22 protein-coding genes and 1 pseudogene are annotated in these 25,769 nt (G+C 67.8%); 12 read left to right on the forward strand and 11 right to left on the reverse strand.

The features are described 5' to 3' along the window. Positions 1 to 26: 26 nt before the first annotated feature. Together BN3385_RS03830 and BN3385_RS03835 are read left to right on the forward strand one after the other, a co-directional pair. Positions 27 to 1,967, forward strand: coding sequence for a flavin-containing monooxygenase (locus BN3385_RS03830; RefSeq protein ID WP_059015175.1), 1,941 nt, complete (start codon positions 27 to 29; stop codon positions 1,965 to 1,967). Next, complete coding sequence (locus BN3385_RS03835; protein ID WP_059015178.1) at positions 1,967 to 2,992, forward strand: alcohol dehydrogenase catalytic domain-containing protein; 1,026 nt, start codon at positions 1,967 to 1,969, stop codon at positions 2,990 to 2,992. Before BN3385_RS03830 ends, BN3385_RS03835 begins: the two co-directional genes overlap by 1 nt. On the opposite strand, the gene BN3385_RS03840 is transcribed toward BN3385_RS03835, so the two are convergent. Next, positions 2,989 to 4,626: an amidohydrolase gene (locus BN3385_RS03840; protein ID WP_059015180.1), complete on the reverse strand. Its 1,638-nt coding sequence runs from the start codon at positions 4,624 to 4,626 to the stop codon at positions 2,989 to 2,991. The two genes, BN3385_RS03835 and BN3385_RS03840, sit on opposite strands and share 4 nt — an antisense overlap. Positions 4,627 to 4,826: 200 nt before the next feature. Between BN3385_RS03840 and BN3385_RS03845 the strand changes: the two genes are divergently transcribed. Together BN3385_RS03845 and BN3385_RS03850 are read left to right on the forward strand one after the other, a co-directional pair. Beyond that, positions 4,827 to 6,023: an alpha/beta hydrolase gene (locus tag BN3385_RS03845; RefSeq protein WP_059015181.1), complete on the forward strand. Its 1,197-nt coding sequence runs from the start codon at positions 4,827 to 4,829 to the stop codon at positions 6,021 to 6,023. 33 nt (positions 6,024 to 6,056) lie between these two features. Further along, on the forward strand, positions 6,057 to 7,475 hold the full coding sequence (locus BN3385_RS03850; RefSeq protein ID WP_059015183.1) for a WS/DGAT/MGAT family O-acyltransferase: 1,419 nt from the start codon (positions 6,057 to 6,059) through the stop codon (positions 7,473 to 7,475). 2 nt (positions 7,476 to 7,477) lie between these two features. Here BN3385_RS03850 and BN3385_RS03855 read toward each other — a convergent pair whose 3' ends face one another. Genes BN3385_RS03855 through BN3385_RS03870 form a run of 4 tightly spaced genes read right to left on the reverse strand, consistent with a single transcriptional unit; the run spans position 7,478 to position 12,065 of the window. Beyond that, a complete protein-coding gene (locus tag BN3385_RS03855; RefSeq protein ID WP_082690266.1) occupies positions 7,478 to 8,377 on the reverse strand; it encodes a DUF8686 domain-containing protein in 900 nt (299 codons plus the stop codon). Further along, complete coding sequence (locus tag BN3385_RS03860) at positions 8,370 to 9,665, reverse strand: alpha/beta hydrolase (RefSeq protein ID WP_059015187.1); 1,296 nt, start codon at positions 9,663 to 9,665, stop codon at positions 8,370 to 8,372. The genes BN3385_RS03855 and BN3385_RS03860 overlap by 8 nt, the downstream gene beginning before the upstream one ends. Continuing rightward, the gene (gene fadD12, locus BN3385_RS03865) at positions 9,631 to 11,259 is read right to left on the reverse strand and encodes an acyl-CoA ligase FadD12 (RefSeq protein WP_059015189.1); all 1,629 of its coding nucleotides are present in this window, start codon (positions 11,257 to 11,259) and stop codon (positions 9,631 to 9,633) included. Before fadD12 ends, BN3385_RS03860 begins: the two co-directional genes overlap by 35 nt. Beyond that, positions 11,259 to 12,065: a 1-acyl-sn-glycerol-3-phosphate acyltransferase gene (locus BN3385_RS03870; protein ID WP_059015191.1), complete on the reverse strand. Its 807-nt coding sequence runs from the start codon at positions 12,063 to 12,065 to the stop codon at positions 11,259 to 11,261. The genes fadD12 and BN3385_RS03870 overlap by 1 nt, the downstream gene beginning before the upstream one ends. Before the next feature lie 83 nt (positions 12,066 to 12,148). Here BN3385_RS03870 and BN3385_RS03875 point away from each other — a divergent pair, with 83 nt between their 5' ends. From BN3385_RS03875 to BN3385_RS03890, 5 genes and pseudogenes are all read left to right on the forward strand, one after another. Further along, positions 12,149 to 12,940 carry a crotonase/enoyl-CoA hydratase family protein gene (locus BN3385_RS03875; protein ID WP_156432667.1) on the forward strand — a complete coding sequence of 264 codons (792 nt, stop codon included), beginning with the start codon at positions 12,149 to 12,151 and terminating at the stop codon, positions 12,938 to 12,940. 178 nt (positions 12,941 to 13,118) lie between these two features. Then, entirely contained in the window at positions 13,119 to 14,891 is a 1,773-nt protein-coding gene (locus tag BN3385_RS03880; RefSeq protein WP_082690267.1) for a beta-propeller fold lactonase family protein, read from the forward strand. Positions 14,892 to 14,942: 51 nt separating this feature from the next. Beyond that, a pseudogene (locus BN3385_RS27970) lies at positions 14,943 to 15,041 on the forward strand (crotonase/enoyl-CoA hydratase family protein); the annotation flags it as partial. Positions 15,042 to 15,202: 161 nt separating this feature from the next. Further along, positions 15,203 to 16,954, forward strand: coding sequence for a YncE family protein (locus BN3385_RS03885; protein WP_082690268.1), 1,752 nt, complete (start codon positions 15,203 to 15,205; stop codon positions 16,952 to 16,954). Between the two features lie 169 nt (positions 16,955 to 17,123). Further along, the gene (locus BN3385_RS03890; protein WP_082690269.1) at positions 17,124 to 18,956 is read left to right on the forward strand and encodes a beta-propeller fold lactonase family protein; all 1,833 of its coding nucleotides are present in this window, start codon (positions 17,124 to 17,126) and stop codon (positions 18,954 to 18,956) included. Between the two features lie 3 nt (positions 18,957 to 18,959). Here BN3385_RS03890 and BN3385_RS03895 read toward each other — a convergent pair whose 3' ends face one another. The 3 genes from BN3385_RS03895 to BN3385_RS03905 are packed head-to-tail and all read right to left on the reverse strand — an operon-like array spanning position 18,960 to position 22,011. Then, positions 18,960 to 20,003, reverse strand: coding sequence for an acyl-CoA dehydrogenase family protein (locus tag BN3385_RS03895; RefSeq protein ID WP_059015201.1), 1,044 nt, complete (start codon positions 20,001 to 20,003; stop codon positions 18,960 to 18,962). Next, on the reverse strand, positions 20,003 to 21,166 hold the full coding sequence (locus tag BN3385_RS03900) for an acyl-CoA dehydrogenase family protein (protein ID WP_059015203.1): 1,164 nt from the start codon (positions 21,164 to 21,166) through the stop codon (positions 20,003 to 20,005). The genes BN3385_RS03895 and BN3385_RS03900 overlap by 1 nt, the downstream gene beginning before the upstream one ends. A 5-nt stretch (positions 21,167 to 21,171) precedes the next feature. Next, positions 21,172 to 22,011 (reverse strand): PaaI family thioesterase, encoded by an 840-nt coding sequence (locus tag BN3385_RS03905; RefSeq protein WP_059015205.1) that lies wholly within the window; start codon positions 22,009 to 22,011, stop codon positions 21,172 to 21,174. Between the two features lie 39 nt (positions 22,012 to 22,050). On the opposite strand from BN3385_RS03905, the gene BN3385_RS03910 reads away from it, so the two are divergent. Further along, complete coding sequence (locus tag BN3385_RS03910) at positions 22,051 to 22,581, forward strand: dihydrofolate reductase family protein (RefSeq protein ID WP_059015207.1); 531 nt, start codon at positions 22,051 to 22,053, stop codon at positions 22,579 to 22,581. A 204-nt stretch (positions 22,582 to 22,785) separates the two neighbouring features. On the opposite strand, the gene BN3385_RS03915 is transcribed toward BN3385_RS03910, so the two are convergent. Continuing rightward, a complete protein-coding gene (locus tag BN3385_RS03915; protein ID WP_059015209.1) occupies positions 22,786 to 23,088 on the reverse strand; it encodes a hypothetical protein in 303 nt (100 codons plus the stop codon). On the opposite strand from BN3385_RS03915, the gene BN3385_RS27975 reads away from it, so the two are divergent. Continuing rightward, positions 23,075 to 24,103: a hypothetical protein gene (locus tag BN3385_RS27975; protein WP_059015211.1), complete on the forward strand. Its 1,029-nt coding sequence runs from the start codon at positions 23,075 to 23,077 to the stop codon at positions 24,101 to 24,103. The two genes, BN3385_RS03915 and BN3385_RS27975, sit on opposite strands and share 14 nt — an antisense overlap. Then, positions 24,081 to 24,743, forward strand: a complete 663-nt coding sequence (locus tag BN3385_RS29165; RefSeq protein ID WP_059015212.1) for a hypothetical protein — start codon at positions 24,081 to 24,083, stop codon at positions 24,741 to 24,743. The genes BN3385_RS27975 and BN3385_RS29165 overlap by 23 nt, the downstream gene beginning before the upstream one ends. Before the next feature lie 3 nt (positions 24,744 to 24,746). Here the strand turns inward: BN3385_RS29165 and BN3385_RS03930 are convergent, their stop codons facing one another. Then, the gene (locus BN3385_RS03930; RefSeq protein WP_059015215.1) at positions 24,747 to 25,382 is read right to left on the reverse strand and encodes a TetR/AcrR family transcriptional regulator; all 636 of its coding nucleotides are present in this window, start codon (positions 25,380 to 25,382) and stop codon (positions 24,747 to 24,749) included. After that, entirely contained in the window at positions 25,383 to 25,520 is a 138-nt protein-coding gene (locus tag BN3385_RS28510; protein ID WP_197415117.1) for a hypothetical protein, read from the reverse strand. Positions 25,521 to 25,769 lie beyond the last annotated feature (249 nt).

Here is a 25,769-nt window from a genome sequence, read left to right on the forward strand (position 1 = left end):
TTGCGATATCGGTGAGAGGACCCGGTGTGACGCACAATCCCTATGCCGGCCAACCGTTCACGTCGTCCGACGACGAGATCGCCGCTGCGCTGGAGCAGGTCAGTATCCCCACCCTGTTGCTGTCGCTGGTGCACATCACCGGCGACCCGCGCTACATCCGCGAGTTCCATCAGGCCGGGCTGTTCCTCAACGAGGTCCAGGGCTTCATGTCCGAGGAGGACAAGGCCAAGGCTCGTGCGCTGGCCTTGCCGATCATCGCCGACTACCGCGACCGCGGTTGTCCCGGCCCGGTGCCGCTGAGCCCCGAGGTGATCCAGGAGATGCTCGACTGGGCGGCCTGTGAACACGTCGACGCCGAATACCAGCCGATGGTGCTCGAAGAGATGGACCTCGAGGGAACCGATCCGCGGCGCCCCGCCGCCCTCGATCCCGCCGATACCGCCGACTTCCCGGTGGTCGTCATCGGCTGCGGCGAGTCCGGCCTGCTGGCCGCGATCCGGCTCAAGCAGGCCAATATCCCGTTCACGGTGATCGAGAAGAACGCCGGTCCGGGCGGAACCTGGTGGGAGAACAGCTATCCCGGTGCCCGCGTGGACGTGGCCAACCACTTCTACTGCTACAGCTTCGAGCCGTCCAACAACTGGTCGCACTACTTCGCCGAGCAGCCCGAGTTGCGGGCCTACTTCGAGTCGGTGCTCGACCGGCACAGTCTGAACGACAACGTCCGCTGGGAGACCGAGGTGGTCTCGGCGGTCTGGAACGACGACGACGGCAGCTGGCTGGTGACGGTCCGGGACTCCGACGGCGCCGAGTCGCAGATCCGGGCCCGGGCGGTGATCACCGCCGTCGGCCAGCTCAACCGGCCGCAGATTCCCGACATCGAAGGTGCCGACACCTTCGCGGGCCCGGCGTTCCACTCGGCGGCCTGGGATCACTCCGTCGACGTCAGCGGCAAGCGGGTCGCGCTGATCGGCGCCGGCGCCAGCGGATTCCAGATCGCCCCGGCGATCGCCGACTCCGTGGCGCACCTGACAGTGTTCCAGCGCACCGCGCAGTGGATGTTCCCCAACCCGATGTACCACGACAGCGTGCCCGACGGTGTTCGCTGGGCGATGGACCACCTGCCGTTCTACGGACGCTGGTACCGGTTCATCCTGATGTGGCCCGGCGCCGACAAGGGTTTGGACGCAGCGCGTTCCGATCCTGACTACACCCATCCCGACGACCCCAACTACGCGGTCAGCGAGATGAACGCGATGGCCCGGCTGATGTTCAGCGACTGGATCACCACCCAGATCGACGGGGACGACGAGCTGCTGGCCAAGGTCATGCCGGACTACCCGGCCACCGGCAAGCGCACCCTGCAGGACAACGGCACCTGGCTGAAGACCCTGCGCCGCGACAACGTCGAGCTGGTGCGCACCCCGATCGAACGGATCACCCCGAACGCGGTGGTGACCGCCGACGGCGTCACCCACGAGGTCGACATCATCGTGTACGCCACCGGTTTTCGGGCCACCGAGGTGCTGTACCCGCTGACGATCACCGGGCGCGACGGTATCGACCTGCGCACCGCGTGGGGGTCACGTCCGGTCGGCTACCTCGGTGTCACCGTTCCGGGCTTCCCGAACTTCTTCATGCTCTACGGTCCCGGGAATCACCTGGCGCACGGCGGAAGCCTGATCTTCAACTCCGAGCTGCAGATGCGCTACGTCAACCTGCTGCTGGCCGAGATGATCGACAAGCACCTGCATTCCATCGAGCCGACCACCGACGCCACCGACGACTGGCACCGCCGGCACCAGGCCGAGATCAACACCATGGTGTGGGCGCACCCGTCGATCAAACATTCGTACTTCAAGAATGCCGAGGGCGAGATCCACACCGTCAGCCCGTGGAAGTTGCCGGTGTTCTGGAATGCCGTCCGCGAACCCGAGTGGTCGAACTTCGTCGTCAGGAGCCTGTGATGCGTGCGGTGCTGATCGAGACCCCGGGGTCGGTACGGGTCGACACCTGGCCCGACCCGGTGCTGCCGGGTACCGATGGCGCAGTGGTGCAGGTCAGCGCCACCGCGATCTGCGGTTCGGATCTGCACTTCTACGAGGGTGACTACCCGCTGTTCGCACCGGTATCGCTCGGCCATGAGGCGGTCGGCACCGTGGTCGAGGTCGGCCCTGATGTGCGCACCGTCAAGGTCGGCGACGAGGTGCTGGTGTCCTCGGTCGCGGGCTGCGGCGGCTGTATCGGCTGCGCCACCAAGGATCCGACCCGCTGCGTCTCGGGCCCGCAGATCTTCGGCTCCGGTGGTCTGGGCGGAGCCCAGGCCGAGCTGCTGGCCGTCCCGGCCGCCGATTTCCAGCTGCTGAAGATCCCGGAGGGGATCACCACCGAACAGGCGCTGCTGCTCACCGACAACCTGTCGACCGGGTGGGCGGGCGCCAAGCGGGCCGATATCCCGCTCGGCGGCACCGCCGTGGTCGTCGGCCTGGGCGCGGTGGGCCTGTGCGCGGTGCGCAGTGCGCTGTTCGGAGGTGCAGCAAGGGTTTTCGCGGTGGATCCGGTCCAAGAGCGCCGGGATCGGGCCGCGGCGCTGGGTGCGATCCCGCTGCCGCCGCCCGCACTATCCGCCGTCATGGAGGCCACCGGCGGTCTGGGTGCGGACTCGGTGATCGACGCCGTCGCCAGTGACACCTCGTTGGACGATTCCATCGCCACGGTGCGTGCCGGCGGCACGGTCTCGGTGATCGGGGTGCACAACCTCAACCCGTATCCGTTCCCGGCGCTGGCATCACTGGTGCGCGGACTGACGGTGCGCTGGACCACAGCGCCGGTGCAGCAGACCTGGCCAGAACTGATCCCGCTGCTGCAGAACGGTCGTCTGGATGTCGACGGGATCTTCACCACCCGGCTGTCGCTGGATCAGGCCGCCGAGGGATATGCCGCCGTCGCGTCCCGTTCGGGCGAGCATGTCAAGGTGCTGCTGACCCCTTAGGCGTGGTAGACGGTCTGGCCCTCTTTGATGGTCTCCACCACGCTGATGTCCTTGATGGCCATCGGCTCCACGGTCAGCGGATTACCATCCAGCACAACGAGATCGGCAAGCTTGCCGACTTCCAGCGAGCCCTTCTGGTCGGCCTCGCGATACTGGCGGGCGGCGTTGATCGTGATCGCCTTGAGGGCCTCCAGCGGGGTGACCCGCTGATCACCACCGATGAGCTCCCCGCTGCGTGACACCCGGTTGACCGCCGTCCACATCACGAACAGCTGATCCAGCGGTGTCACCACGAAGTCGGTGTGGTTGGTGGGCTGCAGTCCGAGATCGATCGCCGCGCGCATCGGGGACAGGAAATGGGCCTGCTCGGGGCCGCGCAACTGCACGTGCGCATCGCCGAAGTAGAACGCGTGCGCGGTGAAGAACGACGGGATGATCCGGTAGTCGACATAGCGCTGCAGCTGATCGCGGCGCACGAACTGGGAGTGCACCATGACGGTCAGCCGGTCACGGCTGAGATCCTCGGCGGCGGCGAACTCGTGGGCGGCCAGCGCGACGTCGATCGCGGCATCCCCGTTGGCGTGAATGTCCAACGGCAGCCCCAGGTCGTAGACCTGCTTGAACCAGCCGTTCACGGTGTCCTGGGAGAAACCGAGCTCACCGCACCAGTTGTGCTGGCCGTCCGGACCGTCGACCAGGTACGGGGTGCTGAAGTAGGCGGTGCGGCCCTGGGGTGAGCCGTCCAGCGTCACCTTCACCCCGCCCAGCTTGACCCGGTTGCGGTAGCTGCCGAACTCCTGCGGCGGATGGTGGCGCAGCACCTCGTCGAGTTCCAGGATGAAGGGATAGGCGACGACGTCGATGAGACTTGCCCCGCCCTCGGCCGCCCGGTAGATCAGCTCCACATCAGCGGCATGGGTGGCACCCTCGTGCGCGGTGGTGATACCCGCGGCGGCGTAGAGCAGCTGACCGGCCCGGCTCCACGCAATCTCCTGGGCCGGTGTGGGTTTGGGCATGGCGGCGAAGATGGGCAGGAATGCGGTTTCCATCACCAGGCCGTCCGGCTCGGTGGTGCCCTCCTTGCGCACGATCACCCCGCCGGGCGGCGTCGGGGTATCGGCGGTGATGTCGAACATCCGCATCGCCGCCGAGTTGAGCACTGCCCCGTGCATCGAGACATGGCCCACCAGAACCGGATTGTCCGGGAAATCGGCGTCCAGATCCTCCTTGTGCAGGGTGTGGCCGCCCGGCATCAGGGTGTCGTCATAGCCGTAGGCGACGATCATCTCACCAGCTGGAACCCGCTGCGCATCGCGAAACTGCTTGAGCGCCTGAACGATCGCACCCACGTCGGCGCCAGGACCGGCCGGTGGTGCGAACACATTGACCTGGTTGGCCACCGTCAGCGAGTTGATGTAGTGGCTGTGCGGGTCGAGGAAGCCCGGCAGCAATGTCGCACCATCCAGATCCACCACCCGGGTGCCCGGCCCCTGATGACCGGCCAGCACCGCCTCGCGGTCGCCGACGGCGGTGATGCGCCCGGCCTGGACGGCCAGCGCCTGCGCCGAGGGGTTGGTGTCGTCGACGGTGACGATGTCACCACCGACGTAGATGGTGTCGGCAGCAGCAGCCATAGAGACCTCCCGGGGTCAGCAGAAGTCTAAGTCAGCAGCACCGTCCAACGGCCTGGATGAACGCTCACGGCAAACTGTCAGTGTGGTGGGAAGCCCGGGAATGGCGCGGGCCCGGCCGCCGGGAGGCCCGTCACAGCAAAGCGCAGCCGATCCGATGGGATTGCCGTTTCCGCCGGCCTCCGGCGGGGTACGCTCGCGCAATGACGGGACGACCGTGGGACCGACTGCGTTGGATGCTCGACGCCGGCCCCGCCGACTACGCATTGGCGATGAGTGTGGCCACCGCTCAACTGCCCCTTATCGGCAAGCACCTCGAACCACTGGGCGCTGCGACTGCCATGAGCGTCTGGGGCTACCGCCACCTGCCGGACTTCATGAACTCAGCCGCCCGGTCGTGGCTGAGCCCGGGCGCCGGTGAGACACGCAAGTCGGATCGGGAGAGCACCCACCAGGTCTCCGACGCCGGACTGCGCGGCGTGGTGTCTCCCGAGGATCTTCAGATCGACTGGCCGGCTCCGGACCGGGTGCCGCCGCTGTGGAAGGCCTTCGAGCACCGCAAGCTGCTGTACCGGTCGGGAGTGCGGTACGGCAATCACCCGACGCAGCGACTCGACGTCTGGCGCCGTCGGCACCTGCCTGCCCAGCCGGCCCCGGTGCTGCTGTTCATCCCGGGCGGGGCCTGGGTGCTGGGTACCCGCATGTTGCAGGGCTACGCCCTGATGGCGCACCTGGCCGCCAAGGGCTGGGTGTGCCTGTCGATGGACTACCGGGTAGCGCCGCACCACCCGTGGCCCAACCACATCCACGACGTGAAGACGGCGATCGCCTGGGCCCGCGCCAACGTCGACCGCTTCGGCGGCGACCGGGATTTCCTCGCCGTCGCCGGTGCGTCGGCAGGCGGACACCTGGCCGCCCTGGCCGGTCTCACCATCGACGACCCCGAATACCAGGCGCACCTGCCGGAGGGCTCGGACACCTCCGTCGACGCCGTCATCGGCATCTACGGCCGCTACGACTGGGAAGACCGGTCGACCGACGAACGGGTCCGGTTCGTGGAGTTCCTGGAACGGGTGGTGGTCAACAAGCGCCTGGAACAGCACGGCGAGGTGTTCCGCAACGCCTCCCCGATGGCCCGGGTGCACTCCGAGGCGCCGCCGTTCCTGGTCCTGCACGGCTCAGCCGATACCGTCATTCCGGTCGAGCAGGCCCGTGGGTTCGTCGACCGGTTGCGTTCGGTGTCGCGTTCCCCGGTGAGTTACGTCGAATTGCCCGGGGCCGGCCACGGTTTCGACATGATCGACGGAGCCCGCACCGGTTCGGCGGCCACCGCGATCGGCTTGTTCCTCAACCAGATTCACCGCGACCGCGCCCTGGTGTCGGCCAAAGAGGTCATCTGAGCGGTCGCCGATCGTCGGCTGGGAGGTGCAGCGGTGAAGAGACTGAGCGGCTGGGACGCGGTGCTGTTGTACAGCGAAGCGCCCAACGTGCACATGCACACCCTCAAGGTGGCGGTGATCGAGCTACAGGACCTCGGCGGCCGAACCTTCGGCGTCGAGGAGTTCCGGCAGGTGCTGCGGGGGCGGCTCTACAAGCTCGACCCGTTCCGCTACCAGTTGGTGGATATCCCGTTCAAGTTCCATCACCCGATGTGGCGGGAGCACTGCGACGTCGACCTCGACTACCACATCCGGCCCTGGCGGGTAGCCGAGCCGGGCGGGCGTCGTGAGCTCGACGAGGCCATCGGTCAGATCGCCAGCACACCGCTGGACCGCAGCCGGCCGCTGTGGGAGATGTACTTCGTCGAGGGGTTGGCCAATGGCCGCATCGCGGTCGTCGGCAAGATCCACCACGCGCTGGCCGACGGTGTCGCGTCGGGCAATCTGATGGCCCGCGGGATGGATCTGCAGGAGGGTCCCGATCCCGGTCAGGCCTACCGCACCGATCCCAATCCGGAGCGCGGTGAGCTCATCAAGTCGGCGTTCGCCGACCACATGCGCCAGATCGCCCGGGTGCCGGCCACCATCAAGTACACCGCCGACGGCCTGGCCCGGGTTCGGCGCAGTTCACGCAAACTCTCGCCCGAGCTGACCATGCCGTTCACCCCGCCGCCGTCTTTCCTCAACCACGTGCTCACCCCCGAAAGGCGTTTCGCCACAGCAACTTTGGCACTTGCCGATGTGAAGGAAACCAGCAAGCATCTCGGTGTGACGATCAACGACATCGTGCTGGCCACCGCGGCGGGTGCACTGCGCAGTCTGCTGCTGCGCTACGACGGTGTCGCCGACCATCCGCTGCTGGCCTCGGTGCCGGTGAGCTTCAATTTCGACCCGGATCGGGTGTCGGGCAACTACTTCACCGGGATGATGGTGGCGCTGCCCGTCGAGATCGCCGACCCGCTGGAGCGGGTGCGCCAGACTCACGACGCCGCCGTCACGGCGAAGGAAGCCCACCAGCTGGTGGGCCCGGAACTCATCAGCCGCTGGGCGGCCTATCTTCCGCCCGCACCTGCCGAGGCGTTGTTCCGGAAGCTGTCGGCCAAGGACGGCCAGAACAAGGTGATGAATCTGCCGATCTCGAATGTGCCCGGTCCGCGCCAGCGCGGGCGCGTCGGCGGGGCGCAGGTGACCGAGATCTACTCGGTGGGCCCGCTGACCGCGGGCAGCGGCGTGAACATCACGGTGTGGAGCTACGTCGACCAGCTCAACATCTCGGTGCTCACCGACGGGGCCACGGTGGGCGATCCCCACGAGGTCACCGATGCCATGCTCACGGCCTTTACTGAGATCCGCACGGCAGCAGGACTTTCCGGCGATCTCACCGTTGTCGAGACGGCGATGGCCCAGGCCTGACGTCAGGCCTTGTTCTCGGTGGGCTCCGCATTCTCGGCGCGCTCGATGGCCAGCTGATAGCGGAAGCCGAGCAGCACACTGGTGATCAGTGAGATCGAGATGATGGCCTCGGCGAGGAAGAACGACCCGAAGTCGATGATGGAGCCGATCGGTGGGCCGCCGGGCACCGCGTTGCGCAACGGGATCAGTGCGAAGAGGATGGCCGCCATCATCGAGCACGCCGGGAAGATCAGCCCACGCTTCCAGTGCAGGACGTAGTAGGCGGCTACGGCGGCCGCGGCCGACAGGCCCAGCATCAGCACCATGATGAACACCGCGAAGACGAGTGTCGGTGCACTGCGGTGGACGTCGAGCCGGATCAGCGTTCCACCGGATGGTGCGTGCGCCTTGGTGGTATCGACCTCGAAGAAGGAGTCGGTGTTCATCACCGTGATGGCGGTGGGCAGTTCGTTACCGTCGGCGTCGACCATGTGCAGTTCCATCGCGCCCCGGTAGTCATCGAATGGGTAGTCGGTGACGGGGCCGGTCAGGAACATCCGCTGCTCGACGTCCGGTGCGGAGTCACCGGCCTTGATATGGGCCTGCCAGTTGCCGATTCCGTTGGTGAACAGCGTGGCTTCCCGGGCGAAGTTTCCGGCCTCGTCGGCCTGCGTACCGAATGGCCGCACATCGGTGATGGTCATCGAGAAGGACTGGCCGGCGGTGTCGATCTTGGTGATCCACGCGGTGACTTCGATCCGGTTCGGGTTGTCGAAGTCGCCGAAATCCTGCATCTGGTCGACAGTTTCGGTGCTGGCCAGATAACCGCCCACGCTGGCGGCGATACCGAGGACGAGGACGACGACGGCCAGGACGATCCGCCGCAGTCCGATGTGTCGCACGCGCCGAAGGCGCTCACGCATCCGCGGGGTCCTCGGTGGACATCCGGCTGGCGTACACCCACGACAGGAACTGGCCGACCGCCTCGGCGGAGTGGTGCGCCCGCGGTGTGGAGAAGATGTCGAAGGCGTGCTGGGCGCCGGGGAGTTCGGCGTAGAGCACCTCGGATTCGGATACCTTGCGCAGTTCCTCGACGAAATCACGGGCTTCGACCACGGGGATCAGCGAGTCGTGCTCGCCGTGCAGGATGAAAAACGGTGGTGCATCAGGACGCAACCGGCGGATCGGTGAGGCGTCGACATAGATGTCGCGGAACCGGCTGAACTGGCGCTTGACCACCAGGCGTTCCAGGTAGCCGATGAACTCGCGGCGCCCACTCCCGTGCGCCGTGAACCAGTCGTAGCGCCCGTACACCGGCACCGCGGCCACCACCGAGGTGTCGGCGTTCTCGAAACCGGGCTGGTACTCCGGATCGTTCTGGGTCAGGGCGGCCAGCGCGGTCAGGTGTCCGCCCGCCGAACCACCGGTGATGGCAACGAAATTCGGGTCGCCGCCGTACTCGGCGATGTGCTCCTTGATCCACGCCAACGCCCGCTTGACGTCGACGATGTGGTCCGGCCAGGTGTGTACGGGGCTGACCCGGTAGTTCATCGCCACACAGATCCAGCCGCGGTCGGCCAGATGGCTCATCAGGGGATAGGCCTGCGGGCGGCGCCAGCCCAGTGCCCAGGCCCCGCCCGGCACCTCCAGCAGCACCGGGGCCTTGCCGTCGCGCGGCAGGTCACGGCGGCGCCAGACGTCGGCCAGATTGGCCCGCCCGTGCGGACCGTAGGTGACGATATTGGTCTTCTCCACGAACTTTCGCCGTGACCAGGTGGTGCGCCACGCCGTCGGCCGGCCCGACGGTGACGGGGTGGTGGGCAGGGTGTCGAGGACCTCGGCGAAATCCTCGCCGAGGCCGTCGACCAAAGCCTTGCGCAGCACCGGTCGCGGGGTGGTGAGGTTGCGGCGTTGGATCGCGGCCAGGAACACCCAGGACAGCGCGGTCAGTCCGAGTGCCACCAGGCCGCGGCGGCCGCGGAAGTCACCCCGCAGGCCGCGCCGGGCGGCGTCGAGCATCGACCCGGCGGCGTAGAAGGCGGGCAGCTCCGAGGTGGGCCAGCCCACCCAGAACACCGCCAGAGTCGGGTAACCCCGGCGGGCCAGCGGGCGAAACCCGTTGGCGGCATTGGCCAGTTCGACCAGCGAACGCAGCAGCGGGCGGGGCCGGCGCAGCTCAGCTATCAGGCGTGATACGGGCGAGGAGTTCATTACGCAGAATCTTGCCAGTGCTGCCGCGGGGGAGTTCGGTCAGGATGGTGATCTCGCGCGGGACCTTGTAGTTGGCCAGGTTCTCGCGGACGTGCGCCTTCAGGTCATCGGGGGTGGCCGCGGCGCCCTCGGTGAGCACCACGAATGCGACCAGTCGCTGACCGTATTGCTGATCGTCCACGCCGAGGACAGTGGCCTCGGCCACCTCGGGATGGGTGGTCAGGGTCTTCTCGACCTCGATGGGGTAGACGTTCTCGCCGCCGGAGACGATCATCTCGTCGTCGCGCCCGACCACGAACAACCGGCCTGCGTCGTCCACCCGGCCCAGATCGCCCGACGACATGTAGCCGTCGTGGAAGTCCTTGGTATTGCCGGAGGTATAGCCGTCGAACTGGGTGTCGTTCTTGACGAAGATGCGTCCCACCGTGCCGTCGGGTACCTCGTTGAAGTCCGCGTCGTAGATCCGGATCTCGGTACCGACAGCCGGTTTACCCGCGGTGTCGGGGGCGGCCCGCAGGTCCTCGGGCGTGGCAGTGGCGATCATGCCCGCTTCGGTGGCGTTGTAGTTGTTGTAGATGACGTCGCCGAAGCGGTCCATGAACGCGATGACTACGTCGGGCCGCATCCGGGACCCCGAGCAGGCGGCGAACCGCAGGGTACGGCCGCTGTAGCGGTCGAGCACCTCGTCGGTCAGGTCCATGATTCTGTCGAACATCACCGGCACCACACACAACCCGGTGGCGCGGTGGCGGTCGACGAGCGCCATGGTGGCCTCGGGGTCGAACTTGCGCCGGGTGACCACGGTGCAGGCCATCGCGGAGGCGAACACCAGTTGCGAGAACCCCCACGCGTGGAACATCGGCGCCACCACGACGGTCGTCTCACCGAGCCGCCACGGGGTGCGGCGCAGGATGGCGACCAGGTTGCCGGCCCCGCCGCCGGAATGCTTGGCGCCCTTGGGAGTTCCGGTGGTTCCCGAGGTGAGCAGGATGAGCTTGCTCTTGCGGGTGCCCTTCGCCGGGCGCTGCCCGCGGTGGGCGGTGACCAGCGCCTCGACGGTGAGATTGTCGGTGGGAGTGTCAGTCCAGGCCAGGATGCGCCGGGCGGTGGGCTGATCGGCCAGGGCCTGGTCCACCGAGGCGGTGAACTCCTCGTCGTAGATGACGGTGTCGACGCCTTCGCGATTGACCACCTCGGCGAGTGCCGGCCCGGCGAACGCGGTGTTGAGCAGCAGCACGTCGGCGCCGATGCGGGTGGCCGCGATCAATGCTTCGACGAAGCCCCGGTGGTTGCGGCACATCACCCCCACCACCTGCGGGGTGCCGCCCGGGAGGCCTTGCAGTGCGGCGGCCAGTGCATGGGAGTTCTCGTCGAGTTCCCGCCAGGTCAGCGTGCCGAGTTCGTCGATCAGGCCGGGCCGGTCGGGGAAGCGCTGGGCGGCGGTGGCGAAACCCGTTGTGATGGACAGGCCTTCGTCGCGGGCGGCTGCAATCATCCGGACCGTCCGGTCCGGGCGCATCGGCGTCAGGAACCCGGCTTTGGCCAGTGTTGCCACGGCATCGCCGACGGCGGTCAGCCGCGCCAGCGGATTCATCAGCCGATCACCGGCAGCCGGCGCTCTGCGGCAAGGGCGTCGAGCGCCTTCTGCATGACGCGGCGGACGTAGGCATCGACGGCGTCGATATCGGGGTCCTCGCCGAACTGTGCGGTGATGTCGATGGGTTCGAGCACCTGGGTGACGATCTTGGTGGGGAGTGGCACGTTGACCGGCAGGACGGCGCTCAACCCGAACGGGAAGCCGAACGAGATGGGCAGGATCTTGGCGCGCAGGAGTTTGTCGAGCCGAAGCAGCTTGGCCAGTCCGGTGCCGCGGGACAGATACAGCTGGCTCTCCTGGCCGCCGATGGACACCGTCGGGACGATCGGGACGCCGGCGTTCAGGGCGGCCTTCACGTAGCCGGTGCGGCCGTCGAAGTCGATCTTGTTCTCCTGGAAGGTCGGCCGGTACACGTCGTAGTCGCCGCCGGGGAACACCACCACGACGCCACCTGACCGCAACGCCGCGTCCGCGTTCTGATGGTTGGCGCGGATGAACCCGTTGCGCACGAAGAAGTCGGCGGTGGGGCCGGTCATCAGCATGTCGTGGCTCAGGGTGTACACCGGGCGGTCGTAGCCGAAGGTGTCGTAGAAGCCGAGCGCGAACACCGGCACGTCCATCGCGAACAGGCCGCCGGAGTGGTTGCTGACCACCAGGGCGCCGCCGGGCGGGAACGACTGCAGGCCGCGGACCTCGCTGCGGTGATAGAGCTTGAGGAACGGCCGCAGCACCGACATGGTGCGCTCGACGAGCTGAGGATCCCACTTCGCGGTGTCGCCGCGGGTCGCCTGTGCTGCACCCATGCCGGCCTCCTCGACAAATTGGAACGTGTTCTAGTTTTCGATCGTACCGCCCTCGGTGCGGCCCGTACACCACGCTCGTTACGATCAGCGACGTGAGCGATAACGCCATTACCGAAGAGCCCGCCGTCCTCACCGAGCAGCGCGGCCGCATTCTGATCATCACCATCAACCGGCCCAAGGCCAAGAACGCCGTGAACGCCGCGGTCAGCAACGGCCTGGCGGCTGCCATGGACCAGCTCGACGACGATCCCGGCCTGTCGGTGGGCATCATCACCGGCGCCGGCGGCTCGTTCTGTGCGGGCATGGACCTCAAGGCCTTCGCGCGCGGCGAGAACGTCGTGGCCGAAGGCCGCGGCCTGGGCTTCACCGAACGGCCTCCGGTCAAGCCGCTGATCGCCGCGGTGGAGGGCTACGCCCTGGCCGGCGGCACCGAGTTGGCGCTGGCCACCGACCTCATCGTCGCGGCCAACAACTCGGCTTTCGGCATTCCCGAGGTCAAGCGCGGCCTGGTCGCCGGTGGTGGCGGCCTGCTGCGCCTGCCGCAGCGCATCCCGTACCAGATCGCCATGGAGCTGGCGCTGACCGGCGAGAACCTGCCGGCCGAGCGGGCCCACGAGCTTGGTCTGGTCAACGTGCTGGCCGAGCCCGGCCACGCGCTGGAGGCGGCGATCGGGCTGGCCGAGCGGATCACGGTCAACGGCCCGCTGGCGGTGGCCGCCACCAAGCGGATCATCACCGAGTCGCGCGGCTGGTCGCCGGAGGAGCAGTGGAAGAACCAGGCCAAGATCCTGATGCCGGTGTTCGCGTCCAACGATGCCAAGGAAGGTGCGATCGCGTTCGCCGAGAAGCGCGCACCGAACTGGACGGGTAGCTAGCCGCCGCCCGCGGCGTGCGCGTTGACGGGCCCGATAATTGTTTGCGGGTTCACATGTAACGAGGCGTGCTGCGGCGTAGCGTCTCCCCCGGGCCAACCGGTCCCGGGGGGAGCGATTGTTTGCGCCGCTGCCACCGGGTCGCATCGGACGTTCCCTGCGCCAGTCAACGAGGTGCGTCATGGGTCGTCGTCGAGTCACTCGTCATCCGGAATCCCGCGATCCCCGCGCCGTTGACATCGCGGTGTGGCTCGGCGCCGGCGCTTTGACCCTGGGAGTCGGTGGAGCCGTGCTGTCCGGTGGCTGCGCGGTCGCCCACGCTGACGACTCCGGCGGTGCGAAATCGGCGACCGGGAACTCAGCGCGGCACTCGCCGGGACCGAAGTCGGGTTCCGGGCACTCGGCCGGGGCGACCCACAACGCCGGAACGCAGGCAGTGGCCGGCGCGGCACAGCCGGTCATCCCGTCCACTCACGCGGCCGCCGATCGCCATGTCGCCCTTTCGCTCGCTTCCGTGGCGCATCCGCGGGCACATGGCGTCACCGCTGCAGCGGTTGCCGTCACGCCCCCGGATTCGGTGACCGCCCCACAGGCCCGCGCCATCTCCGCGTCCCCGCTGCAATCCTTGGTCGGGGGCGTGGTCAAGGCGCTGGTGGCACTCGGTGGCATGTCCCAGGAGACGCCGGAGCCGACCAACCTGTGGCAACAGGGTCTCTATTCGGTGGCGCGCTGGCTGGCCGATACCGTCAATCCGGCGGGAATACCTGTGGCGCAGACGATTTCGCTCGGTACTCCGGATCCGCTCACCGGAGTGATCACCGGGCGGGCCGTGTTCAGCGGTCCGGCCGGGGTCCAGTTGGCCTACCGCGTCACCGTGGACCCGGCGCTGGGGTCGGCGACCATCGACTCGGACGGTGCGTTCACGTTCACGCCCCTGCAGTCGACGGTGCTGGGTGCCCCCGATGGCGGCATGACCGTCAAGATGCTCGTAACGGGATACAACGGTGTGCAGAGCACGCGCCAGGCCAGCGACCTCCCGATCGCCAATCCGTGGGGGTTGACGAAGGTCAACATCACCGTCGGCGACGGACCGGCAACGCTGGCGATCAATGGCAACCGCCTGGTGGTCACCAACTACAACGACGGAACTGCCTCGGTGATCGATACCACCGACAACCACGTCATCAACACCATTGCCGTCGGCAGTAAGCCCCTCGGAGTCGTATTCGATCCGTCTGGCTTCGGCTTCTACGTCGTGAACAACACCGGAACGGTGTCGACAGTGTCGTTGCTGACCAACTCCGTGATCGCCACGACGACGGTCGGCAGCCAGCCCTCGCTGGTGGTCCTGGCGCCGGCCAACACCCCGGTGGCCGGCCGGCTTTACGTCACGAACCTCGGTGACGGAGCAGGTAACACGGTGTCGGTCGTCGATACTGCGACGAAGCAGGTCATCAACACCATCACGGTCGGTCCGGTGAATTCAGGACCGCAAGGAATCGCGATCAGCCCTGATGGCACCCGGCTGTGGGTGGCCAACAGCACGGGAGACTCGATCGTGGTGATCAACACCGCGACTAACGCCCTTCTCGCCACCATTCCGGTCGGACAGGAGCCGGAGATACTGGCACTCAGCCCGGACGGCAAGACCGTATACGTGGCGAACCACGGTGATAACACCTTCAAGGTGTACAGCACCGCGTCTCTGCTGCCGCTGGCCACCGTCTCGGTCGGTACGAGCCCCGCCTTCGTAGCAGTAAGCCCCGACGGCAGCGTGGTGTACGTGGCCAATCAGGGGGACAACACGATTTCGGTGATCAATGCCGCGACGAAGAAGGTCATCAAGACGGTTTCGCTCAGCGCCACCCCTGCCGGCTTACTGGTCAGCCCGGACGGCAAGCGCCTCTACGTCGCCAACTTTCCGGGTCACACCGTGACGGTCATCCCCGTCTAGCAATCCTCTCGAACACCACTGCGGCGGCATCCCGTGCTTCAGTGGAAGAACCAGTCCAAGATCCTGATGCCGGTGTTCGGTTCCAACGACGCCAAGAAAGGTGCGATCGCGTTCGCCGAGAAGCGCGCACCGAACTGGACGGGTAGCTGATCCGGTAAGGCTAACCTAGCCTCCTAGCTGCGCCGATATGCTTGCACACGGCAATAACTGACGCAGGCAAAAATATTTGTTCGGTTTTGCTCACGCCGGGATGGCCGCCGCGTACCGTCCGTCGCAGATCGTTGTGTCGGGCGTTGTGAAGCAGGTGTGCCATGAGCCGTCGTCGAGTTTCCGCTAGTCCCCAACCTCAGGGCCGATCAGTCGTTGAGCTGGCCGCCTGGCTGGGTGCCGGCGCACTGACCCTGGGGGTCGGTGGAGCCGTGCTGTCGTGCGGGTGCGGGATCGCCCACGCCGACGATTCCGGTGCGTCGGCCAAATCGGCCACCGGAACATCGGCGCGACATTCGGCCGGGCATCACGCCGCTGCTGACCACGCCAAGTCCGCCGCGGTGCCGGCGGCCGCGACCCACGCGGTCGTCACGCATGCCGCCCCGCGCACCGTCGTGGTGTCGGTGGCCGATCCGCGGCCCGCGGCGGTTGTGCGGCCCCATCCGGCGGTGGCCGCCGTCGCTGCACCGGATTCGGCACCCCGCGCCAGTGCGGTGACACCGGTCCAGCCGTTGCAGGCACTCGTCGGTGCTGTCGTCCAGGCACTCGTCGCGATCGGCGGAATGGACCAGGCGGCGCCCACGCCGGCTCCCGGAAACCTCTGGCAGTTGGGGTTCTACTCGGTGGCCCGCTGGCTGGCCGATACCGCCAATCCCGGTGGCATCCCGCATGTCGGGACCGTCACGATCGGCACCGCGGATCCGCTGACCGGTGTCGGCACCGGCAAGGTCGCCTTCACGAATTCGGCGGGGGCGCCGCTGACCTACCGCGTCAGTACCGACGGCGGCTCGGCCACCGTCAACCCCGACGGCAGCTACACCTTTACCGCCAGTACGGCAACGAGATTGGGCGCCCCGACCAACGGTGGTGGGACGGCTCGCGTCGTCGTCACCGCCTACAACGGGGTGCAGAGCAGCAGCCAGACCATCGACATACCGATCACCAACCCGCTCACGCTGGCCTACCAAACCATCTCGGTCGGCAGCAATCCCAACGCGGTGGCGATCAACGGGTTGGGCACCAAACTTGTTGTCGCCAATAACGGAAGTAACACCGTCTCGGTGATCAACCCCGCCAACAACCATGTCGATGCGACGATCGCCGTCGGCACGCTCAACGGCCAGGACGGCGGATCGGGTCGCTCGGCGCTGGCCTTCGACCCGGCCGGAACAGGCGTGTACGTCGCCAACGCCGGCAGCAACTCGGTGTCGGCCGTGTCGTTCCTGACCAACACCGTCGTCAAGACGATCGCGATCGGCAACCTCACCAACCCGTACGGTGTGGTGGTCAGCGGTGATGGCAAGAGCCTTTATGTTGCAACGGTTTACGGGTTGTCGGTCGTCAGCACCACCACCTTCGGGGTGACCGGCACCATCACCGTGGCCGGCAGCGGTCGCGACGGCATGGCCCTGACCAAGGACGGTCGGCTCTATGTGGCCAACGTCAACGGCCAGTCGGTGTCGCTGATCAATCCCACGACCAAGACGGTCACGAACATTCCGCTGGCCTTCGGTTCTCCGCAGGGCCTGGCGCTGAGCCCGGACGGCAAGACGCTCTACGTCGCCAACTACGGCGCCAGCCAGCTGCTGAACGTCAACACCACAACCAATGCGGTGAGCGCCCCGCTGTTCGCCGGGAACCTGCCGCTGGCCGTCGCCGTGAGCCCGGACGGCACCGTCATCTACGTGGCCAGCAAGTACGACAAGAAGGTCGACGTGGTCAACGCGGCGACCAACACCGTGATCACCACCATCCCTGTCGGTACCGACCCGGCCGGACTGGCGGTCAGCCCGGACGGGACCCATCTCTACGTCACCAACAGCGGCGACGGCACCGTGTCGGTGATCCCGGTCTGAGGCAGGAGCCCAGTTTTACTGGGCCGTTAATTTTCTGCTGTTCGGGGAACACGGCCCTGGCCTGGGGCGTAGCGTGCCGTTATCTGGTCACACTGAGCGGAGTCTGACGACCGGCGCGGCTCCGTTGCACGCACGCCGAACTGGAACGAATCGCTTCCGGAGGTTCACCATGAACCGTCACACCGTCAGTAGGCGCACCGCCCCTTCGAGCCCCGGCGCCGATGCCGTCGGCTGGCTGGGGGTGGGTGTGCTCACCCTCGGAATGGGTGCCGCCGTGCTCGCCGGCGGCTCGGGCGTCGCCTACGCCGACGAGGCCAACGATTCCGCAGGGCCGAGTTCGTCGGCCGACGACGGTGACGGTGCCGGGCCCCGGGCCCGCGCGTCGAGTGCCCGCACCAGTGCAGCCCATGCGGCCGGCCACGTGAAGCCCCACGCTGGAGAGCTTTCCGGCACGAGAGCCCCTGCTGCCGCCCGAGTCGCCGGTGGAGCGAAACGCGCCGTCGACCCGTTCGGGGTGACGGCGAGTTCATCGACGGTGACCGTCCGGGTGCCGACCGCAGGCACCGGGCGGCCTCCGGCACCCGACACGATCGCGGCGACCTCGTCAGCCACGGCGGCCGCTGTACGCCAGTCACCCGTCCAGCAGTTGGTCGGTGCGGTGGTCAATGTGCTTGTGGCACTGGGCGGCATGGATCCGGTGGCCCCGGAACCGGGCAAGGGCAACCTGTGGCAACAGGGCCTCTACTCAGTGGCCCGATGGCTGGCGGATACGGCCAATCCCGGTGGCATTCCGACCTTGGTGACGAGCTCGGTCGGCGGCCTCGACCCCGCCACCGCCACGGCGTCGGGCCGGGCGCTGTTCACCACCGCCGCGGGTGACGCGGTGACCTACCGGGTCAGCACCGACCCCACCGAAGGATCCGCGACGGTGAACCCGGACGGGTCGTTCACCTACACCCCGCTTCAGTCCACCCTGCTCGGGGCGCCCGAGGATGGCGCGACCGTCACGATGGTGATGAACGCTTACCACGGCGTTCAGAAATCCAGTCAGATCTTCAAGATCACGCTGCCGAAACCGGGACCGCTCTTCAACTTCACGATCGGTGTCGGTGACTGGCCGATCGGAATCGGTCTCAGCCCCAACGGGCAGCGACTTGTCGTGGCCAACAGTCAAGCCGACACGATCTCAGTGATCGATACGGCGACCAACAGCAAGGTTGGCCTCGATATCGCCGTGGGTGACGGGCCGTACAGCGTGACGTTCGCGCCCGACAGTTCGGCTGCTTACGTGGTCAACAACCAAAGCCACACGGTGTCGCGGGTCTCGTTGGTGACCAACGCCGTTCAAACGATTGCGCTCCCTGACGACAGTTTCGGCTTCTCTGCGATGGGCCCGGCCGGAACACCGGCGGCGAACCGGCTGTACCTGACCAACGGCGTCACGAACGGGGTGACGGTGGTGGACACCACCACCAACTCGGTCGTCGGTGGAACGATCTCAGTCGGCCAGTTCCCCGAGGGGTTGGCGGTCAGCCCGGACGGCCAACGCGTCTACGTGGCCAACACGGACGCGAATACGGTCTCGGTGATCAGCACCGTCACCAACGCAGTCACCGCCACCATCACAATCCCGGTAGCCGATCCCAACACCGGCAGCGTGCTCAACGTCGCCGTCACCCCCGATGGCCAGTCCGTCTACGTGGTGGGCGCCCAGGACTCCGCCGTCTGGGTCATCAACACCGCCACCAATACCGTCAATCCGCAGTCCATCACTGTCGGCGCAGCGCCGGGCTTCCTCGCGATCAGCCCCGATGGCAGCGTTGTCTACGTCGTCAACGCGCTGGGCGGGACCATCTCGGCGATCAGCACCGCGACGAACACGGTGATCAAGACAGTGACCACCGCCGACCTCCGTGCCGGCATTGCGGTCAGCTCGACACGGCTCTATGTCGCCAGCATCACGGGCGACTCGGTGACGTCCTACCTCATCGCCAGCCTCTGAGAGTCAGCCGCTGACCACCAGATCCCAGGGGTCGTTGGCGGCCAGCGCCATCCGGCCCAACCGCCGGGCGTAGGTTGCGGTGTCGCCGAACTCGTCGATCCAGCTGCGGGCCCGCATGGTCGCCAGCCACAGCCGGTGCTCGATGGTCACGCCGATCGCGCCGTGTAATTGGTGGGCTGCGGTGACGACGGTGGGCACCACGCGGCCGAGGACCACCTTGGCGACGGTCACCGCGTAGTCGGCCTGCGGGCTGTCGAAGCCATGTTCGGCGGCGGCCGCGACGGCGAGTTCGGCTGCGGCGCGGGCGCGTTCGACCTCACCGGCCATCGAGGCGAGCGTGTGTTGCACCGACTGGAAGGCGCTGAGCGGACGGCCGAACTGCTCGCGATCGCGGGTGTGGGCCACCGAATACTCCACGGCCGCATCGAGTGCCCCCAGTGACTGCGCGCACCGGGCCCAGGCGCCGCGGCGCTCCAGCTCCGCCACCGCCTCGACGTCACCGAACGTGGCCGCCGGCACCGTGACGGTGTCGCGGGGCTCGCCGCCGACATTGTGTCCGGGTTCGATGGTCAGCTCAGCGGGCGGCACGGCGGCCACCCGTAGCGCTGCGCCGTCGCGCAGGGCGAACACCACCGCGGCGGCATCGCGTGCATAGGGCACACCGGTCACCGTGGGTGTGGCGGCATCGCCGAGCGCCAGGGTCAGCGGGCCGCTGTCCGGTACCTCGATCCCGGCCTTGGCTGCCAGCCAGCCGGCCAGCACGTCGGTCTCGGCCAGTGGCACCGTCACCGCATGTCGGGCGAGGGCGCGCAGCACCAGGGCGAGTTCTCGTGGTCCGCCGCCGGATTCGGGATCGCTGGACAGCCGGGTCAGTCCGGCCTCCTCCAGGTGCCGCCACGCGGTGAAGTCGAACGCATCGGGCAGCGATCGGTGGCCGATGCGTTCGTCGAAACTGCGCGCGCCGATATCCTCGGCGAGCTGGCGCAGCTCAGCGAAATCATCTGTGCTGGAGGCCGTTCCGAATACTCCGCCGGTCAGAGCCCGCATCACCGCAACCCCATCCCTCGGGCCACCACACCGCGTAGCACCTCATTGGTGCCGCCGCGCAGGGTGAACAGTGGCGTGTGTAGCCGCGCGACGTCGAGCAGTGCCGCGACCTGTTCGCGCCCCGGGGCGTCGGCGGCGACGTAAGAGAACAGGTCGGCTGCCAGATCCGCCGACTCCTGCTCGAAGCGGGTGCCCAGGTCCTTGACCAGGGCCGCCTCGTTGACCGGGGACTTGCCGTCAGCTAGTTCGCGGGCCACCGACACCGACAGCTGCCGCAGCGAAATCAGCCGCGCCACAAGATCTCCCACGGCCGCTGCGGTGTGGTCGTCAACCTTGTCCTGGGCGCCGAGGACCCGGATCAACGCGGTCAGCAGGGGAGCGGTGCTCAAGATCCGTTCGGGACCGCTGCGCTCGAACGACAACTCGGCGGTCACCTGATGCCAGCCGTTACCGATCTCGCCGAGCACGTTCTCGTCGTCGATGAACACCTCGTCGAACGTCACCTCGTTGAAATGGTGTTCGCCCGACATCAGCACGATCGGGCTGATCGTGATGCCCGGCAGATCGGTCGGCACGATGAACTGGCTGAAACCGGCATGCCTGCGTCCGGGATCCACCGGGCTGGTACGGGCCAGCACCACGATCTGGTGCGCCAGGTGCGCTCCGCTGGTCCACACTTTGGTGCCCGACAACACCCAGCCGCCGTCGGTGCGGGTGGCCTTGGCCGCTGCGGCGGCGAGGTCCGAGCCGGCCTGCGGTTCGCTCATCCCGATGGCCGAGAACAGCTTTCCCGCAGCGATTTTCGGCAGCAGTCGCGTGCGCTGCTCCTCGGAGCCGTAGGCCAGCAGCCCGGGTGCTACCTGCCGGTCAGCGATCCAGTGGGCGGCCACCGGAGCGCCGGCAGCCAGGAGCTCCTCGGTCACGACGTAGCGATGCAGATGGCTCAGGCCCCGGCCGCCGTACTCGCGGGGAATGGTCAGCCCGAGGAATCCGGCTGCTCCCAGCCGCGCGCTGAACGGCTCGTCCCAGCTGGACAGCCAGGTGTCGACGGCCGGCTGCCAACCGAACTCGGCCCGGTCGGCGGCCAGGAAGGAGCGCACCGAGGCTCGGAGCTCAGCCAGTTCGGGCTCGTTGGCGCACAGCGCCGCGAAATCGTCGGTCATCGTCCTCACCGGTATCCCGTCACACGCGCCATGATGGCCGTCTTGCCGTCGTCGCCGATCGCCACCGCATCACCGATCGCCGAATTGCGACCGACCCGAACCGCTCTGCCCTCGTAGCGCGAGTGCTCGCCGGCGAAGAACGGCCGGAGGAAGTTCACCCGCAACGACGCGGTGCGCAGCGGCTCGTCCTGGCCGGCGTTGATGGCCGCCGAGGCGACCAGCTCGAGCCCCGCACTGCTGACACCGCCGTGGATGATGCCGATCAGATTGTTGATGATCGGGTCGACGCGCTGCGCCAGGATGTACGGCTCGGCATCGGTGGACAGCGGACGTACCGACATGAGATCGGCCAGCGGAATGGCGGTGTCGCGCGGCAGTGGGTCGGCGCCGCGCGGCACCGGGCCGTCCGGGCCACCGTTGATGGCCATGGTGCGGACTGTGCCACCACCGATGGTGGTGTCGCCATGGGTCAGCGTGCAGATCGACAGCAGGGTGGCGCCGGGCGGGCCCAACGGGCGGCTGCTGGCCAGTACTGGTGTATCGGGGTCGGCCAGGATGCTGTCGATACCGTCGGGGCTCAGCTCGAGGGCGAGTTCACTGGACACCGTCCACTGACCGGTGCCCCGTCGGAAGAAGTTGGCCCGGCCCGCGACGTCGTCGACCAGGATCGCCAGCGCGGCGATCGTCGGCTCACCGGTCAAGGGGTTGAGCATGCCACCCAGCGGCATCGAGGCCACCACCGTGGCAGCGGTCTCGTCCTGCTCGAGGGTGGTGATGGCGAACCTGGTCAGGACGCTTTCCGGGGTCTCGGGATCCTGCCCGTCGATATTCGGTGGCGACGTCATCACCCTTGTATTCCAGCACGTCGGCCATAGGCTCGGGACATGGCCACCGTGTACTTCACCGCCTCTAGTCTGGACGGCTTCATCGTCGACGATCACGGCAGCCTGGACTGGCTGACCTCCCGCGACATCGACGTCGACGGGCCGTTCGGCTACCGCGCGTTCGAGGCCGGGATCGGGGCTTTGGTGATGGGTTCGGCCACCTACGAGTGGCTGCTGGCCAACCAGCCGGGCCCGTGGATGTACAGCCAGCCGACCTGGGTGGTCACCCACCGGCCGCACATCATCGCCGACGGGCATCCTGTTCAGGTCTTCAGCGGTGCGCCAGCCGATCTACACCCTCAGCTGGTTGCGGCCGCGGGTGAGAAGGATGTCTGGGTGATGGGTGGCGGTGACGTTGCAGCACAATTCATCTCGGCCGGACTGGTAGACGAGATGATCATCTCGTACGCGCCGTGCAGCCTGGGATCAGGAGCCCCGGTACTCCCGGTGCGATCGGAGTGGACGCTGACCGAAACCGGTGTGAACGGTGACTTCGTTTGTGCGCGTTGGAGCTTCGGAAGCCTACGGTAGTTTCAGCCGGTTCGGCGCGGAATCTGCAAAACGCAAGCAAATCGTCAGAACGACACCGTGCTGACCTGACTGCCACGTAGCGTCAGCTCGCAGTGACGGGGCACTGGGTCCCGGGCCATGCGTCAAAGGGGACCATGACATGACGGTGCGAGATTCGTTGCAGGACTTTGATATCCAGATGCGAACAACATCTTCGCATTCCGGCTATGCCCGCTGGATCGGCCGCGTCGGCGGGCTGGCGGTGGCACTGGGTGTCGGTGTGGCGATCGCGTCCGTTCCGGTGGCTTCCGCAGACACGGGCGGCTCGGCCGATTCGGCGTCGAAGAGTTCGACGGGCACGGGATCGTCGGCGCGCACGGCCCGCAAGGCAACGCCCACCGCGCCGAAGGCGTCCGCCACCCCACGTGCGGCGCGCGCGGGATCGCCGTCGCCGGCGGGTGCTTCGGACTCCGCAGGCAGCGCTGCCACATCCTCACCCCGGGCATCGCTGCGTGTGGGCCTGCCCACCGCTTCGGGATCGAGCGCGCGCACTCGGGTTCAGGCCGATCCGGCTGCCGCCGCCGACATCACGTCGTCGCCGTCCGGGGCACGTCAGGCCTCGGCAACGGCCGCGCTCACCGCGAATCCCATCACCGACTTCATCCGGATCTTCGTCGGCAACGGCACCGCCGACAACCCGAACGCGGGCCTGCTGCTCGGTAACGGCTACAGCTACACCAGTTTTGAGGGCACGTGCACGAGTGCTGCGGCCTGCAACGGCGGAAACTCGGGCCTCTTCGGCAACGGCGGCAACGGCTTCAACGGCGGCAACGGCGGATCGGCCGGCTGGTTCGGCACGGGCGGTGACGGCGGCACGGGTGTGGCCACCATCAACAACGGGGCCGGCGGCAACGGCGGCGACGGGGGTCTGTTCTCCGGCAGCGGCGGTAAGGGCGGTGACGGCGGCAGCGCAACCGGGGGCAGCGGCGGCGACGGGGGCAGCGTCGGTGCCCTGTCCATTTTCGGCGACGGTGGTGACGGTGGTGACGGCGGCAGTGGCACGACGGGCGACGCGGGCATCACCAGCATCATCGCGGGCCTCGACGGCACCACCGGCGATACCGGCGGGGCCGGCGGCACCGGTGGTAGCGGCGGCCAGGGCAGCCTGGTCTTCGGCCGGGGTGGCAGCGGAGGTGCCGGTGGTCAGGGCGGCACCGGAGGTGTCGGCGGTGCCGGTGCCAGCAGTGCGGACGGCGGGGTCGGCGCCGGTGACGGCGGTGCGGGCGGCAGCGGTGGTACCGCCGGCGTCGGTGGTACGGCCGGCAAGGGGGCCATTGCGTTCCTGGTGACCCAGAACGGGGCCGCCGGAGCCGCCGGCAACGGTGGTACCGGTGGCCAGGGCGGCCAGGGTGGCGCCGCAACGGGCCTGACCATCGATGGCGCGGCGCATTCGGGTGGCACCGGTGGCGTCGGCGGGAACGGTGGCCTCGCCGTCGGCGACGGCGTGAACGGCGCCGGCGGTGCCGGTGGAGCAGGCGGGTAATGCCAGCAACGGCGGCATCGGCGGTGGCGGCGGCGGCGCGCTGGTGCTGGCCGCCGGGCCCACCGGCGTCGCAACGGGCGTGACGGCCACCGGCGGCAACGGCGGTGCGGCGAGTGCCAATGGTGCGAACGGCGGCGCCGGCGGCTTCACCAACATCGCCGCACTCAACGGCAGCATCACCGGCAGCACCGCCACCTCCGGTAACGGTGGCGCCGGCAAGGGCGGTGACGGCGGTGCCGGTGGTATGGGATGGATCCAGGCCGCCGACCCGTCCTCGCCGGCCGGCACCACGATCACGGGCGGCACCTCGACCGGTGGTGACGGCGGTGACGGCGGGCTCAACGGCACCGGCGGCGCGAGCGGTGGCATCGGCGGTGCCGGCGGCAACAGCACGTTCTGGAAGTCGGGCGGCCAAACCTCCGCCAACCAGGTCAATTCCGGCGGCAACGGTGGAAACGGCGGCAACGGCGGTGCTTCGGGGGTGGACGGCACGGGCGACGGCGGCCAGGGTGGTGCCGGCGGTATCGGAGGTACGACCGGCGGCGTCGTAGGCCAGGGCACCGACGGCGGTAACGGCGGCGACGGCGGAGCCACCGGCACACCGGGTACGCCCGGCACGCCGGGGACCAACAACCCCTGAGCGTCAGGCGTTGAGGCTGGGCACTCCGAACTTCGTCACGAATTCCTTTGCCTTGATGAGGAATTCGAGCTGAGCGGCGACCTCGTGCAGTGGTTGTAGGCTGCGCACCGAGCGACACAGCACCACCGCACCCTCCATCGCCGAGATGGTGGTGTCGGCCAGGGACGCGGCTTCGGCCTCCTCGAAGCCTTCCCGGATGAAGGCCTGCTTGGAGGCTTCGCGCCAGCGGCTGAAGATGTCGCCGGCCACCGACATCAGCTGCTGCTCGTCCTCACCGGAGCCGACCGCGGCCGCCAGCACCGGGCATCCGGCGGAGTAGTCGCTGGCGGTCAGCGCGTCCTCCCAGAGCTGGACGAAACGGCCCAGGAGTGCCGTCGAGTTCTCGCCGGCGGCCTCGTCGATGCTGGCCGTGATCTCGTCACCGGCGTAATGCAGGGCCTCGCGCAGGATCTGGCTGCGGCCGTCGGGAAAGTGGTGATACACCGAGCCGCGCGGCGCACCGCTGCGCGCCAGGACCTCGTCGACGGTCACTCCGGCGGCGCCCCGTTCACGGAGCACCTCGGCGGCGCTGAGCAGCATCTTGGCCCGCGTCGAACCCCGGGTTCGGCGGGTGGTGTCGTTCGGAGTCTTCTGGACCATTCAGGCGGCGGAGGACGGACGGATCGAAGAACCCCGCCACGTCAGTGCCCGCGCCCCGCGGCCGAACAGCTGGCGGCGCTTATCCGGGACGTGACGCGTGAAGCGGTGACCGGCGATGTTGAGCTCGATCAGCCACATGTTTCTCTCCTCGCGGGGCAGGCCGGAGGCCTGGGCCATAACTATGGTTACGACCATAAGATGAGAGTTTCATAAGCGCAACTAAAAATCTGCGTGCGCGAAAAATCGGGGTATCCGTGCAGCTCTGACCTGCGGCGACAATCCGGGTGTGAGCTATGTCTATGGTGTAGATCATATTTCTGGCCGTTACCTGAACGCCCTGATCAGGCCACCTAAACGGGCTAGGCTCAGCTCAGCCGCAACGGGAGG

It is taken from the genome of Mycobacterium sp. M26 (assembly GCF_001494595.1).
Lineage (GTDB): Bacteria > Actinomycetota > Actinomycetes > Mycobacteriales > Mycobacteriaceae > Mycobacterium.

Coding starts and splice junctions, on each gene's coding strand:
- BN3385_RS03835 (WP_059015178.1), top strand. CDS start 1,967: ATGCGTGCGGTGCTGATCGAGACCCCGGGGTCGGTACGGGTCGACACC.
- BN3385_RS03840 (WP_059015180.1), bottom strand. CDS start 4,626: ATGGCTGCTGCTGCCGACACCATCTACGTCGGTGGTGACATCGTCACC.
- BN3385_RS03845 (WP_059015181.1), top strand. CDS start 4,827: ATGACGGGACGACCGTGGGACCGACTGCGTTGGATGCTCGACGCCGGC.
- BN3385_RS03855 (WP_082690266.1), bottom strand. CDS start 8,377: ATGCGTGAGCGCCTTCGGCGCGTGCGACACATCGGACTGCGGCGGATC.
- BN3385_RS03860 (WP_059015187.1), bottom strand. CDS start 9,665: ATGAACTCCTCGCCCGTATCACGCCTGATAGCTGAGCTGCGCCGGCCC.
- fadD12 (WP_059015189.1), bottom strand. CDS start 11,259: ATGAATCCGCTGGCGCGGCTGACCGCCGTCGGCGATGCCGTGGCAACA.
- BN3385_RS03870 (WP_059015191.1), bottom strand. CDS start 12,065: ATGGGTGCAGCACAGGCGACCCGCGGCGACACCGCGAAGTGGGATCCT.
- BN3385_RS03880 (WP_082690267.1), top strand. CDS start 13,119: ATGGGTCGTCGTCGAGTCACTCGTCATCCGGAATCCCGCGATCCCCGC.
- BN3385_RS03885 (WP_082690268.1), top strand. CDS start 15,203: ATGAGCCGTCGTCGAGTTTCCGCTAGTCCCCAACCTCAGGGCCGATCA.
- BN3385_RS03890 (WP_082690269.1), top strand. CDS start 17,124: ATGAACCGTCACACCGTCAGTAGGCGCACCGCCCCTTCGAGCCCCGGC.
- BN3385_RS03895 (WP_059015201.1), bottom strand. CDS start 20,003: ATGCGGGCTCTGACCGGCGGAGTATTCGGAACGGCCTCCAGCACAGAT.
- BN3385_RS03900 (WP_059015203.1), bottom strand. CDS start 21,166: ATGACCGACGATTTCGCGGCGCTGTGCGCCAACGAGCCCGAACTGGCT.
- BN3385_RS03905 (WP_059015205.1), bottom strand. CDS start 22,011: ATGACGTCGCCACCGAATATCGACGGGCAGGATCCCGAGACCCCGGAA.
- BN3385_RS03910 (WP_059015207.1), top strand. CDS start 22,051: ATGGCCACCGTGTACTTCACCGCCTCTAGTCTGGACGGCTTCATCGTC.
- BN3385_RS03930 (WP_059015215.1), bottom strand. CDS start 25,382: ATGGTCCAGAAGACTCCGAACGACACCACCCGCCGAACCCGGGGTTCG.
- BN3385_RS28510 (WP_197415117.1), bottom strand. CDS start 25,520: ATGTGGCTGATCGAGCTCAACATCGCCGGTCACCGCTTCACGCGTCAC.